Source organism: Asticcacaulis sp., assembly GCA_024707255.1.
Lineage (GTDB): Bacteria > Pseudomonadota > Alphaproteobacteria > Caulobacterales > Caulobacteraceae > Asticcacaulis.
Genome location: JANQAC010000001.1, coordinates 1,920,062 through 1,932,231, shown reverse-complemented (window position 1 = coordinate 1,932,231; position 12,170 = coordinate 1,920,062). Strand labels below are relative to the sequence as shown.

Sequence of the window (12,170 nt, the reverse complement as noted above, 5' to 3'; positions counted from 1 at the left end):
GCGCTTTGCGGCCGCGGTTCAAGAGCTTTTACCGCGAAACCTCTGCGACACGTCATCCCAAACCGGGCCGGCCGCGACGACCGCCAGCAGAAAGGCAAACGGCAGGACGGTGATAAACCCCGCCCAGTTGAACACGGTTGCCCCGACAAGCCCGCCGGCCAGGAAGCCCACCAGCAGGCGGCTGAGCAGGATGACCTTTTTCAGGTGAAAGCGCACTTCGGTGTGGGTGGTGCGTTCAAAGAGGAAGCGCCCGCATTCGATACCGAGATCGGTGACAATGCCGGTGACATGGGTGGTACGGATTTCGGCGTGCGAAATCTTGGTGATCAGGCTGTTTTGCAGCCCCATGGTGAAGCACAGGAGCGCCACCGTCACCTGGACATCCCTGGCCAGCAGGCCGAAGAGAAGCAGCAGAACCGCTTCCAACATCAGGGTCAGGGCGAATTCGCTGTGCAGCCCCCGGCGGCGCGCCCAGTTGATCAGCAGGCTGGAGGTCACGGCACCACAAAAGAAGGAAAAAGACCGACAGCACCGATATCAGTGCCGCCGTCCACCGATGCAGGACGAGGAAATCGGCGATGGACGACACAATGCCGCTCATGTGCGACGTATAGTAACCAACGGCCAGGAACCCGCCGGCATTGATCGCGCCGGCCACGAAGGCCAAGAGCGTGCCCAGCCTTTCATCGCCCGCTTCCGTGCGGTGCCTGCCGCTCATCTGGCGCAATGCTGGAACCATGAGAAATAACCCTGCAAATAATGGGGAAAGTATCTGTCCCATCGGTAAATAATTTGATGTGGCTCCGCAAGTCGTCAGCGCCTATATGAAGGCCATGCTGACAGATGATGAAATCGACCGCTATGCCCGCCACCTGGTGCTGAAGGAAATCGGCGGCCAGGGCCAGATGAAGCTTAAGGCTGCGAAAGTGGCGCTGGTCGGCATGGGCGGCATCGGCTCGCCGGCAGCACTCTATCTTGCGGCGGCGGGTGTCGGCACGCTCGGCCTGATTGACGATGATGAGGTGTCGTTAAGCAATCTGCAAAGGCAGGTCTTGTTCGGCTCGAAGGATATCGGCGCCCCCAAGGCCGAGGCGGCGGCGACGCATCTCAGCAATCTCAATCCGCATTGCGATTGCCGCATACATCGCCTGAGGCTAAGCGAGGATAATGCCGCTGATGTGCTTGGCCGTTATGATGTCGTGCTCGATGGCTGTGATAATTTCGAGACCCGTTTGCTGGTCAATCGCGTCTGTCATGAACTTAAAAAGCCGCTGGTCTCGGCGGCGCTGGGGCGGTTCAGCGGACAACTGGCGACATTTGACGGTTCACCCTGCTACCAATGCCTGGTGCCGGAAATCCCGCCCGATGCCGAAACCTGCGAACGGGTCGGCGTGGTCGGGGCGCTGGCGGGCGTCATGGGGTCACTGGCGGTGCTGGAGGCGATTAAGGTCATTTCCGGAGCCGGCGAGACCCTGCGCGGCAAGCTCCTGATCTTCGATGGCCTGGATATGACCTCACGCATTGTGAAACTGGCCACCGATCCGACCTGCCCGGTTTGTCACTCTAGCGAGCACCCGAAAATTGTGTCATAAGAAACCAAAATAACAGGGAATGAAACGCGCAGGCCAACCCCTTTGATGGACGCCGCCTGATGACGACGACAACCGGCCAACTGATCGACAAGGACGGCAAGGACGCCCTCTACCCCACCGTGAAACATACGGTGCTGGAGGACGTCTACGCCTTCGCCATAGGCTGCTCGTTTATTGCGCTCGGCATCGTCATGCTGCATACGGCCGGCCTGACCACCGGCGGCGTGGCCGGTATCGCCCTGCTCCTCTCCTATGTCGCCCCCCTGCCGGTCGGCCTGCTGTTCATCCTGATCAATATACCGTTCTTTCTCTTCGCCTGGCCCGCCATGGGCAAGCGCTTCATGATCAAGACGGTGATCGTCAATCTCGCCATCATGGGCATGGCCAATTACGCGCCTTACGCTTTCAAGCTGGAAAGCCTGAATCCGCTGTTTGCCGCGCTCTTTGGCGGCACAATCATCGGCATGGGCATACTGGCGCTCGCACGTCACGGCGCCGGCGCCGGCGGCACCGGCGTGCTGGCGCTTTATCTGCAAAAGACGAAGAATATCAATGCCGGCCAGACGCAACTGGCCTGCGACGCCCTTATCATGGCGGCGTCGATCCTGATCCTCGATCCGCACCAGTTGCTGTTTTCGGTGATTTCCGCCGCCGCCATGAGCGGGGTCATGGTCGGCTTCCACAAGCCGGAACGCTATATCGGGCGGTAAGCGCAATCCAATAAAGTGTACCGCACTTTTTTGGATAGATTGCGCGACAAAAATCAAGCCTTTCCATATAACTCGCGCAGTTCGTCCTTAGCCTTTTCAAGCACATCCTTCTGCGTTTCCGGCAGATTCTTACCGGCGCGATTGATATAGAAGGTCAGCATGGACATGGCAGAACGATATGGCGACGATTTGCGGCGGTGACTTTCTTCCGCCGATTTTTTCAGCGATTTGGCGATGGTCTTCGGATCGTGCGATTCAAGGACATGCGCCTTCAGGTCCAGGGCATCGGAATGCTCGGTGACCTCTTTCGACCATTTCTTTGCGGACATGGCGGTCTCCTTTCACAATCCGAAAGGTAAACACCGCCGTATGAGGATTGAATACGACAGTTCCCCGCCGCTATCAGAATCCGGCAAACTATTTCGACGCCGCGTCACTCAGCATCTTCAGGAGCCGCGCCTGGTCCATATAACCGACCATGCCGACCAGCGCGCCCTGAACGCCCGGATCACCGGCCAGGTCCTGCATGGCCGACTGACCGAGATCGCTCAGCGCCGTCTCGATCGCCTTGACACCATCGCTCCGGATGGCGGCCGTGGTCTCGGTCGGGCAGTTCTCGATCAGCAGGCGGGAAAACAGCGCGCCGCCCGCCTTGTCCACAGAAGCCATCTGCGCATCCGAAAGCGACGCCAGGTCAGACACGCCTTCGTGCTTCGAGATGGCGGCGAACGCCCAGCGCGTCAGGACGAGCTTGTCCTGCGGCGTCGATGAGCGGATCAGGCAGGCCGACAGGGCGTCGGTTTCCGGACTGGCCAGGGCCTGCGAGGCCAGGGGCAGGCTCACGGATAAGGCCAGGGCGAAACCAAGCGTTTTAATTGAAAGGGTCATGCGGTCCTCGAAATCAGTTGCGGCAGCTTACGACGCGCACAATAACCGCGCAATTAGACATTTCGCGGGCTTTCCTGTATAGGGTCCGCCAATCCCGCACATATGTTCTTCTGAAAGCCGCATATCTTGGCCCATACGCTCGACCTGTCCGTCAAATCCGCCAATACCGGCCTGGTGAATATCACCGGCCTGACCCGCGACGGCCTGATGCAGGCGCTGGTGGAATCGGGTGTGGTCGAGGCCCGCAAGGCGAAGATGCGGATGCAGCAGATCTGGCGCTGGGTGCATCACTACGGGTTCACAGATTTCGACCTGATGACCGATATCGCCAAGGACCAGCGCGCCCTGCTCAGGGAAAAGTTTTCGCTGGCGCGCCCGGAAATCGTCGAGCGCCAGATCAGCAATGACGGCACACGCAAATACCTGATCCGCATGGCGCCGGGCATCGAGGTCGAGAGCGTCTATATCCCCTCGGTCGGCCGCGCCGGCGCGCTGTGCGTCTCCTCACAGGTCGGCTGTACGCTCAACTGCTCCTTCTGCCACACCGGCACACAAAAGCTGGTGCGCAACCTGACCACGGCCGAGATCGTGGCCCAGGTCCAGGTGGCGCGCGACGACCTCGGCGAATGGCCGTCGCCCAAGGAAGACCGCCAGCTCTCCAATATCGTCTTCATGGGCATGGGCGAGCCACTCTATAATCTCGACCATGTCGCCGCCGCCATCGATATCATTTCCGACGGCGAAGGCATCGCCATTTCGCGCCGCCGCATCACGGTCTCGACTTCCGGCGTGGTGCCGGAATTGGAAGCGCTCGGCAACCGCACTCAGGCCATGCTGGCCATTTCGCTGCACGCCACCAATGACCCGCTGCGTGACGTGCTGGTGCCGCTCAACAAGAAGTACAATATCGCTGAGCTGATGGCGGCCATCCGCGCCTATCCCGGCCTTTCCAACGCCCGACGAGTGACCTTTGAATATGTCATGCTGAAGGGTGTCAATGACTCACCCGATGAAGCGCGCGCCCTGCTGCGCCTGCTCAAGGGCATTCCGGCCAAGATCAACCTGATCCCCTTCAACCCCTGGCCCGGCACAGACTATCAGTGCTCAAGCTGGAGCGCGATCGAAGCCTTCGCCGCCATTCTCAACAAGGCGGGCTATGCCTCGCCCATCCGCACCCCGCGCGGCCGCGATATCCTGGCGGCCTGCGGGCAGTTGAAGTCAGAATCCGAGAAGAAGCGCGCCTCGGTGGTCCGTCGTGAACAGCGCGAGGAAGCTGCTTCAAATCAGGACGCCCTGCCCGCCGGCGAGAGCCTGCCCTTCGCGGCCCTGGCCGGTGGCATGATCGATTAAGCCTTTGCGTTATATGGATATGCGCGGCGTCATATAAAATTTATCCACAGGCGTAACAGCGGGGCCTTGATCTTGCAGGGAACTTACCCCTAAAGTGCGCCGGGCCGTTACATGGGTAACTTCGCATGTAGCGGGCGCGCAGAAGACCAGCGTGTAGGGGACCAGAATGACGCCTGACAATTTCAATCTCAACTTCCTGTCGCCAGAGGTCCTGCGGCCGGAAATTCAGGCTTTTGCTTCGGGTTTTCCCATCACCCTGCTGCACGCCGGCGTCACTTTGCTGATGCTGCTGATCGGCGCCACCATCTATTCGCTGCTGACTCCCTACAAGGAAATCCACCAGATCCGCGAGGGCAATTCCGCTGCGGCCGTGGCCTATGGCGGCGTTATCATCGGCCTGGCCATTCCGCTGGCCGCCTCCATGGCCGCATCGACAAGCGTGCGCGATATCGTGCTGTGGGGCGGTGCCACCATCCTTCTGCAACTGTTCGTCTTCCGCCTGGTCGACTTTCTGCTGGCCGGCCTGCCCAACCGCATCAATGAGGGCGAGGTTTCCGCCGCCGTGCTGCTGGTCTCCGCCAAGCTGGCCGCCGCCCTCGTCCTCGCCGCTGCTGTCGCCGCATAAAGGGCGCAGGCCATGAAACTCGACTGGCTCCTTTACGCCGCTGCCCTCACCGCCCTCGTGACGGTGACCGGAAGCTGGCATGAGGTTTCCGACGCGCCGCCGGCGCCGCCGCCGCCGGGAATCGGCGAAATGTCCCTCTTCGCCACCTACACGCCTTTCACGGCCTCTTCGATCATCAACCTGCCGGTGGACGACCGCAAGGTCATGACCGGCACGGCCTTCTCGATCTCTAAAACCGGCGAATGGATCGTGGCTGAAAAAAGCGTCGGCAAATGCACCCACCCCTTCCTCAATATCGGCGGCAACCTGGCTGTCCCCTTCAAGACGCGGCCCATTCCCGGCCATGAGGGCTATCTGATCGCCATGACCGATGGCGGCGGGCGACCGCTCTCGATGGCGGACCCGGCCAATGTCAAGCCGGGGATACGCGCCTTCATGCCGGGCTATCCCGGCGGCACAGTCGGTGAGGCGACCGCGCGCCTGATCGGCCGCACCATGATGAAACATTCCAAGCGCTTCGAGGGCAGCGAACCGGTCCTGGCCTGGGCCAAGGCCGGCCAGACCTTTGAGCTGAAAAGCGACCTCAACCAGTTGATCGGCGGCCCCGCGCTCAATGACAATTCGCATGTCATGGGCATCACCCTGAAGGAAAATCCGCGCCGCGGCCGCATCTATACCTCAGTGCCGGAAACCGTGACCGCCATTGCCAGCCTGGCCGACCGCAAGCCGGACTACGACTCCGAAGCCACCATCACCAAGCGCAATTACGGCATTGTCTCGGATACCCTGCGCCGCGAATACCGCGTGGCCCAGGTGGGTTGTATCATTGCCTGACCAGCCATAGGCTGGACGGATGTTTTTTGCGCACCGTCCTGACAGATTTGCGTCTGGGAACAGTTAAAACAGGGCATGACCAATACCGCAAATCCCCTCGATCCGGAACACCTTGCACACCTGGCGGACCGCGATCCGCGCCTCAAACCGCTGACCGAGCATTTTTCGCATATCCAGCATCGCAAACGTCCAGGCGGTTTCCCGGCCCTGCTCGGCCTGATCGTCGAACAGCAACTGTCCGTCAGGGCGGCGGATACCATTTTCGGACGGGTGCGCGACGGGCTTGGCGACATCACCCCGCAGGCCCTGCTGGCGCATGACGAAGATGCCTTGCGTGGTTACGGCCTGTCGCGCCCGAAGATCGCTTATGCCCGTGCCCTGGCTGAGGCTTTTCACACCGGCGGCTTCGATACTGATGCGCTGCAAACCCTGACCATCGAAGACGCGGCCACGCGGCTGGTGGCGCTGAAAGGCATCGGCCGCTGGACCGCCGAGGTCTATCTGATGTTTTCCGAAGGCCGGCTTGACCTGTTTCCGGTCGGCGATGTCGCCCTGCGCGAGGCGGTCGGCTGGCTGGATAATCTGCCGGAGCGCCCGAACGAAGCCTATTGCGCCGAACGCGCGCTCGATTGGTCGCCTTACCGCACCATCGCCGCCCACCTGCTCTGGGCGTGGTATGGCGCGGTTAAGCGCGGAGAGATGGCGCGGTAAAAACGTCGTGAATTGACGCAGCGCAAAATGAAGCGCCTATTCGGACCATCCGAAAAGCGAAGGAGCTTCTGCCATGAGCCTGCAGGACGATTTAATGGGCGGCGCTTCCGCTCCCGGCGGCCTCGACCTTGATCAACTCGCCGGCCATCTCGGCAATGGGGGCCTGGAAGGCATTGTCGCCAAATTCCAGCAGGGCGGCATGGGAGAAGTCGTCCAGTCGTGGATCGGCACTGGCGGCAACCTGCCGATCTCCGCAGAGCAGATTCAAGCCGTTTTGGGGTCCGAACAGGTGGCCGGACTGGCAAAATCCATGGGCATAGACAGCTCGCAACTGGCCCACGCCCTGCCCGGCCTTATAGATCACCTGACGCCGAACGGACAACTGCCGCAGGGCGGGATTGGCGACATACTGGGCCAGGTTGCTGGAAAAGGCGGGCTTGGCAATATGCTCGGTGGCCTGCTGAAAACCTAGCGAACGGGCCTGACCTTATTGTCCGGCGTGACCTCAACATCGGGCTTGATCGCATGGTCATTGGCATCCTTTGGGGCGTGAAATTTGTGCCCGCCATCAGGATGGAAATATTCCTTGTCCTCACCGGCCTGGTTCAGTTCATTGGGCGAAAAGACCTTTTTGCCGAAGCGGTCGTCTTCGGGCTTGCGTGTCTTGTCCCTGGCATCGGGTATCATGACGCTTCTCCTTATATTATAAGAAGACAAGTCTATTCCCGACGCCATAAGAACAGCGTTGTAACTTTATGTGGTGATCATAAAGGCCGCGTAAGCGAGTTAACTGAAATTCTTCAGTTCCGGCCACAGCTTTACAATATCGACCTTCAGACCCTGGCACCAGGCGATGGTCTTGCCGTTTTCATAAGCCATGGCATCCGGCGAATAGGTCTCGCCCAAGATAACGGTCTTCTGGCAATATGGCTCCAGACGATCCGGATTGTTCTGTACCACCAGCAGGTTCACCGGGTTCTGACCGCGCAGTCCCCACAGGTAATACTGATTATGACCGCTAAGCGCCGGCGGCAGGCCATAGGCCTTGCCGTAGATATCCAGAGCGGCGGCTTCGCCATAGTTTTCCACCTTGATACCGGTACGGGCGCGCTCAGAGGCGGGTATCTTCTGCCAGGCGGCACCGACCTGATCCGTGTAATCGTGCCAGCCCAGTTGATCGGCGAATACCTGCGGCAACAAGGTGCCCTTGAAGCTTTTCTCCTGCTGTTGCGGCTTGAACGGCGAATGCGCGATATAGGCCCGCAAGTCCTCGACTGACAAAACCGGCAAGGCCAGCGGTGATATCGCCACCGACAGGGCAACGGCCAGCCCGCCCCAGGCGGCCAAACCGATCCGGGCACGGGCCTTCCCGAACCAATGCGTCCAGGCAACGGCCCCCAGTGTAAAGACCGTCGGATAGGTGGCGGCGATATAGTAGTCCTTGCCGTGGGTAATGAGCGTCAGGGCAAAACTGGTCAGGAAGGCGATTGCCAAAAAGCGGACAGGTTTCAGCGAAGCGATAACAAAGGGCGCGATCACCCCGGCGATCCAGACCGGCGCCAGCAGTGGATTCATCACCAGAACCTGATTGATAATAAAGTTCAGGGGCGGAATGTCGGTATTTTTGGCGCGCGCGGCGGCAGCCAGTTCCAGGAAGGGCCAGCCATGCGTCGCCTGCCAGAGGATCGACGGCAGGCCAATAGCCACGGCGATTGCCGCCCCCAGCCACAGCATCCGGTCGCGGAAAATCCGCCGCTCCGGCGTCGCCGCAAGGCCGATGACCAGACTGATCGCCCAGACGTAAAGCGCGTACTTGGCCTCGAAATCGATCCCCGCCACCACGCCGCACCACAAGAGCGCCGAGCGGTCGCCATCACGGGCGGCCTTCACCAGCAGATAAGCGATCAGTGTCCAGGCCAGCGGATCAAATACGGTCGTGTTGAAGACGGCCACAATTCCCATCAGCATCGGGGCAATCGTGACACATATACCCGCACCGGCGGCCGCGAATGTGCCGCCACCGAGCAATCGGGCAAAGCGGACGGCCAGCCAGACCAGGGCGCCGGCGGCCAGGGTCGCCGGCAACCGCAACATCCAGGCATTGTGACCCAGCGCATAGAAGCCTGCGGAAAGCAGCGGGATCAGTGGTGGCTGGTCGACATAGCCAAAGGCAGGGTGGCGTCCGCAGACTATGAAATATAGTTCGTCACGAAACACATCATAGCGGCCCGCGCAGGCCGCGTGCAGCACAAAGGCCAGCGCGGCCAGCCCCAGCGCGACATAGTCCGCCGTCCATTTGACCCGCTCTTTCACCATGACACCGCCCTCCGAAAAACGGACCTTATCGTGGTTTTCGGATTTGGTCATCGATCATATGCGTCAGACTTTAAGCCCCTTCGCGCCTTCGATCAGGTCCGCCACCACCGATGGATCGGCCAGGGTCGAGATATCGCCCAACTGATCCGGCTGGCCTTCGGCGATCTTGCGCAGGATTCGGCGCATGATCTTGCCCGAACGCGTCTTCGGCAGGCCCGGCGCCCACTGGATGACATCCGGCGAGGCCAGCGGCCCGATCTCCCCGCGCACATGGTCGCGCAGGGCCTTTTTAAGCGCTTCGCTCGGTTCAGTCCCCGCCGTCAACGTGACGTAGCACCAGATGCCCTGCCCCTTGATATCGTGCGGGAAGCCGACCACTGCGGCCTCGGCCACGGCGCTGTGCGAGACCAGGGCGCTTTCGATTTCGGCGGTGCCCAGACGGTGGCCGGAGACATTCAGCACGTCATCGACCCGGCCGGTGATCCAGTAATAGCCATCTTCGTCACGCCGGCAGCCATCGCCAGTGAAATACTTGCCGGGATAGGTCGAAAAATAGGTGTCGAGGAAACGCTGGTGATCACCATAGACACTGCGCATCTGGCCGGGCCAGCTATCGGCGATACACAGATTGCCCTCGACTGCGCCTTCCAGCACCTGCCCTTCGGCATCGACCAGACACGGCACCACACCCGGCAAGGGCTTGGTGGCCGAACCGGGCTTCAGCGGCGTGGCGCCCGGCACTGGGGTGATCAGGTGGCCGCCGGTTTCGGTCTGCCACCAGGTATCGACGATCGGGCAATTGCCGTTGCCAACGACGCGGTGATACCACAGCCAGGCTTCCGGATTGATCGGCTCGCCGACCGTACCCAGCACGCGCAAGCTTGCGCGCGAGGTCGAAGTCACCGGCTCGTCACCGAAGCGCATCAGGGCGCGGATGGCGGTCGGGGCCGTGTAGAAGATATTGACCTTGTGCTTGTCGACCACGTTCCAGAAGCGCGAATTATCCGGATAGTTGGGTACACCCTCGAACATCAGCGAGGTGGCGCCATTGGCCAGCGGCCCATAGACGACATAGGAATGGCCCGTCACCCAGCCGATATCGGCTGTACACCAGTAGATATCGCCATCCTGGTAATCGAAGGCGGTCTTGTGGGTATAGGCCGCCCAGGCGAGATAGCCGCCGGTGGTATGCAGCACGCCCTTGGGCTTGCCGGTCGAGCCGGAGGTATAGAGGATGAACAATGGATCTTCGGCATTCATCGGCTCCGGCGCGCACTCATCCGAAATCCCTTCCAGCGCTTCCGGCACGCTGACATCGCGGCCGCCGTGCTTGAGGTAATGGGCTTTCGTGTGCTCGACCACCAGTACGGTCTGGACATTGGGGCATTGCAGCAGGGCGAGGTCGACATTGGCCTTCAGCGGAATGATCTTGCCGCCGCGCAGACCCTCATTGGCGGTGACAACGACATCGGACCGACAGTCCTGGATGCGGCTGGCGATGCTGTCCGGTGAGAAACCGCCGAACACGATATTATGCACGGCGCCGATGCGCGTACAGGCCAGCATGAAGTAAGCGGCTTCCGGCACCATCGGCAGGTAGAGCGTGACGCGGTCACCCTTCTTGACGCCATATTTTTTCAGCAGGTTGGCGCGCTTGTTTACCTCTTTGGCGAGTTGATTGTAGGTGACGGTATAGGAGACCGACGGATCATCGCCCTCAAATATAAGCGCCACCTGCTCGCCGCGTGTCGCCAGGTGGCGGTCGATACAATTCACCGAGACATTGAGCACGCCATCGTAAAACCAGCGGATACGGAAGTCCTCGCGGTTGAACGACACGTCCTTGACCTGGGTGTAGGGCTGCATCCAGGACAGGGCGTCACCCAATGTGCGCCAGTGAGCATCCGGATCGGTCTCGAACAGCTTGTGCTGCGCCGCCAGCCCGTCAGCCGTCAGGGTCTTCGGGCGAATGAAATCGGCCGGCACGCGGAACAGGGTCTCGTCACTCATCTGGGTATTTCCTGGGGTATCTGCGGAGTATTTTTTCGTTGGTGCGAACTTATGCCGCGCGGTTTGCGGAGTCCATAAGACCAATGCGAAAAAACCCGCCACGGACGGGTTTTGTCCTTCAAGCGATGCAGAATGCGACAGCAATGGTTGCCTATGCCCCTTCCGGATGCGTATGGTCGTAGTAGTTGAAACGTCGGAGTTCGCCATGCTGCTGCATATGTCCACCTGGAAAGAGATCGACGAGCGCCTGAAATCCTCGCGCACCGTCATTATCCCCATCGGCTCCAACGAGCAGCACGGCCCGATGGGCCTGCTCGGCACCGACTGGCTGTGCCCCGAAATCATCGCCCAGGCCGCTGAAAAAGAGGGCGATCTTCTGATCGCCCCCACCTTCAATATCGGCATGGCGCAGCATCACCTCGGCTTTTCCGGCACCATATCCCTGCGCCCCACTACCTTCATGGCGGCGATCGAGGACTGGGTGGACTCGCTGGCCCGACATGGCTTTGACCGTATCTATTTTCTCAACGGCCACGGCGGCAATGTCGCCACCATCGAGGCGACCTTCTCGCAGATCTATTCGCACTATTCCTATGCGGCCGAGCCCTGCCCGTTCATCCTGAAACTGCGCAACTGGTGGGATCTGCCGGGCATTTCCAGCCTGTGCGCCCGGCTCTATCCGCAGGGGCACGGCAGCCATGCCACGCCATCCGAGATCGCCGTCACCTTCGCTGCCTATCCGGATTTCGTGAAGTCGGCCGCCATGGAACCGCAGATTGCGCCCAATGGCCCGATCCGCGACGCGCTCGATTACCGCGACCGCTTCCCCGATGGCCGCATCGGTTCGGACTCGTCACTCGCCACAGTTTCGGATGGCGAACAGATCATCGCTGCGGCCGTAAAGGGCCTGCTCGACGATGTGGCGAAGTTCCAGACGGAATAGATCTTAAGAAGAGTGTTGCTTAGGTGACTCGAGTTTCTAAAAATTTGTGACTCTGCGCCCAAACCAGACGTACCCGCATCCATAAGGGCGCTCTTGCGCTCCGGTTTATCTTGACGCGTTCACTATAATTCGTCTTCTTTCCGGATGGCTAAATTAGCGCGCAGTCCCTTTCTCTATATTGATCCCGAGAG

The 12,170-nt window shown here is 60.5% G+C and carries 14 protein-coding genes and 1 pseudogene; 8 read left to right on the top strand and 7 right to left on the bottom strand.

The annotated features are described in order from the left end of the window. Positions 1-18 precede the first annotated feature (18 nt). Both NVV72_09455 and NVV72_09450 read right to left on the bottom strand, forming a co-directional pair. Complete coding sequence (locus NVV72_09455) at positions 19-498, bottom strand: DUF1275 domain-containing protein (protein ID MCR6659551.1); 480 nt, start codon at positions 496-498, stop codon at positions 19-21. 82 nt (positions 499-580) lie between these two features. Then, positions 581-718: pseudogene (locus NVV72_09450) on the bottom strand (DUF1275 domain-containing protein). Between the two features lie 106 nt (positions 719-824). On the opposite strand from NVV72_09450, the gene NVV72_09445 reads away from it, so the two are divergent. Both NVV72_09445 and NVV72_09440 read left to right on the top strand, forming a co-directional pair. Further along, on the top strand, positions 825-1,592 hold the full coding sequence (locus tag NVV72_09445; GenBank protein MCR6659550.1) for a HesA/MoeB/ThiF family protein: 768 nt from the start codon (positions 825-827) through the stop codon (positions 1,590-1,592). A gap of 59 nt (positions 1,593-1,651) precedes the next feature. Further along, a complete protein-coding gene (locus NVV72_09440) occupies positions 1,652-2,302 on the top strand; it encodes a YitT family protein (protein ID MCR6659549.1) in 651 nt (216 codons plus the stop codon). 53 nt (positions 2,303-2,355) lie between these two features. Here NVV72_09440 and NVV72_09435 read toward each other — a convergent pair whose 3' ends face one another. Both NVV72_09435 and NVV72_09430 read right to left on the bottom strand, forming a co-directional pair. Next, complete coding sequence (locus tag NVV72_09435; protein MCR6659548.1) at positions 2,356-2,631, bottom strand: DUF3175 domain-containing protein; 276 nt, start codon at positions 2,629-2,631, stop codon at positions 2,356-2,358. A gap of 88 nt (positions 2,632-2,719) precedes the next feature. Then, the gene (locus NVV72_09430; GenBank protein ID MCR6659547.1) at positions 2,720-3,190 is read right to left on the bottom strand and encodes a hypothetical protein; all 471 of its coding nucleotides are present in this window, start codon (positions 3,188-3,190) and stop codon (positions 2,720-2,722) included. Positions 3,191-3,316: 126 nt separating this feature from the next. On the opposite strand from NVV72_09430, the gene rlmN reads away from it, so the two are divergent. The 5 genes from rlmN to NVV72_09405 all read left to right on the top strand — a co-directional run bounded on the left by rlmN (position 3,317) and on the right by NVV72_09405 (position 7,182). After that, a complete protein-coding gene (gene rlmN / locus NVV72_09425; protein ID MCR6659546.1) occupies positions 3,317-4,540 on the top strand; it encodes a 23S rRNA (adenine(2503)-C(2))-methyltransferase RlmN in 1,224 nt (407 codons plus the stop codon). 166 nt (positions 4,541-4,706) lie between these two features. Continuing rightward, entirely contained in the window at positions 4,707-5,165 is a 459-nt protein-coding gene (locus tag NVV72_09420) for a DUF350 domain-containing protein (protein ID MCR6659545.1), read from the top strand. A 12-nt stretch (positions 5,166-5,177) separates the two neighbouring features. Next, complete coding sequence (locus NVV72_09415; protein MCR6659544.1) at positions 5,178-5,999, top strand: peptidase; 822 nt, start codon at positions 5,178-5,180, stop codon at positions 5,997-5,999. Between the two features lie 75 nt (positions 6,000-6,074). Next, entirely contained in the window at positions 6,075-6,710 is a 636-nt protein-coding gene (locus tag NVV72_09410; GenBank protein ID MCR6659543.1) for a DNA-3-methyladenine glycosylase, read from the top strand. A 73-nt stretch (positions 6,711-6,783) separates the two neighbouring features. Beyond that, positions 6,784-7,182 carry a YidB family protein gene (locus NVV72_09405; protein ID MCR6659542.1) on the top strand — a complete coding sequence of 133 codons (399 nt, stop codon included), beginning with the start codon at positions 6,784-6,786 and terminating at the stop codon, positions 7,180-7,182. On the opposite strand, the gene NVV72_09400 is transcribed toward NVV72_09405, so the two are convergent. The 3 genes from NVV72_09400 to acs form a co-directional block, all read right to left on the bottom strand. Further along, complete coding sequence (locus NVV72_09400; GenBank protein ID MCR6659541.1) at positions 7,179-7,397, bottom strand: hypothetical protein; 219 nt, start codon at positions 7,395-7,397, stop codon at positions 7,179-7,181. The two genes, NVV72_09405 and NVV72_09400, sit on opposite strands and share 4 nt — an antisense overlap. Positions 7,398-7,496: 99 nt before the next feature. Further along, positions 7,497-9,077: a glycosyltransferase family 39 protein gene (locus NVV72_09395; GenBank protein ID MCR6659540.1), complete on the bottom strand. Its 1,581-nt coding sequence runs from the start codon at positions 9,075-9,077 to the stop codon at positions 7,497-7,499. A gap of 12 nt (positions 9,078-9,089) precedes the next feature. Then, positions 9,090-11,036 carry an acetate--CoA ligase gene (gene acs / locus NVV72_09390; protein ID MCR6659539.1) on the bottom strand — a complete coding sequence of 649 codons (1,947 nt, stop codon included), beginning with the start codon at positions 11,034-11,036 and terminating at the stop codon, positions 9,090-9,092. Between the two features lie 205 nt (positions 11,037-11,241). On the opposite strand from acs, the gene NVV72_09385 reads away from it, so the two are divergent. Then, on the top strand, positions 11,242-11,979 hold the full coding sequence (locus NVV72_09385) for a creatininase family protein (protein ID MCR6659538.1): 738 nt from the start codon (positions 11,242-11,244) through the stop codon (positions 11,977-11,979). Positions 11,980-12,170 lie beyond the last annotated feature (191 nt).

Excerpts from the sequence above, each read along its gene's own strand:
- NVV72_09410 (MCR6659543.1), top strand. The coding sequence starts at position 6,075 with ATGACCAATACCGCAAATCCCCTCGATCCGGAACACCTTGCACACCTG.
- NVV72_09445 (MCR6659550.1), top strand. The coding sequence starts at position 825 with ATGAAGGCCATGCTGACAGATGATGAAATCGACCGCTATGCCCGCCAC.
- NVV72_09415 (MCR6659544.1), top strand. The coding sequence starts at position 5,178 with ATGAAACTCGACTGGCTCCTTTACGCCGCTGCCCTCACCGCCCTCGTG.
- NVV72_09420 (MCR6659545.1), top strand. The coding sequence starts at position 4,707 with ATGACGCCTGACAATTTCAATCTCAACTTCCTGTCGCCAGAGGTCCTG.
- NVV72_09405 (MCR6659542.1), top strand. The coding sequence starts at position 6,784 with ATGAGCCTGCAGGACGATTTAATGGGCGGCGCTTCCGCTCCCGGCGGC.
- NVV72_09430 (MCR6659547.1), bottom strand. The coding sequence starts at position 3,190 with ATGACCCTTTCAATTAAAACGCTTGGTTTCGCCCTGGCCTTATCCGTG.
- NVV72_09440 (MCR6659549.1), top strand. The coding sequence starts at position 1,652 with ATGACGACGACAACCGGCCAACTGATCGACAAGGACGGCAAGGACGCC.
- NVV72_09435 (MCR6659548.1), bottom strand. The coding sequence starts at position 2,631 with ATGTCCGCAAAGAAATGGTCGAAAGAGGTCACCGAGCATTCCGATGCC.
- NVV72_09385 (MCR6659538.1), top strand. The coding sequence starts at position 11,242 with ATGCTGCTGCATATGTCCACCTGGAAAGAGATCGACGAGCGCCTGAAA.
- acs (MCR6659539.1), bottom strand. The coding sequence starts at position 11,036 with ATGAGTGACGAGACCCTGTTCCGCGTGCCGGCCGATTTCATTCGCCCG.
- NVV72_09395 (MCR6659540.1), bottom strand. The coding sequence starts at position 9,077 with ATGACCAAATCCGAAAACCACGATAAGGTCCGTTTTTCGGAGGGCGGT.
- NVV72_09400 (MCR6659541.1), bottom strand. The coding sequence starts at position 7,397 with ATGATACCCGATGCCAGGGACAAGACACGCAAGCCCGAAGACGACCGC.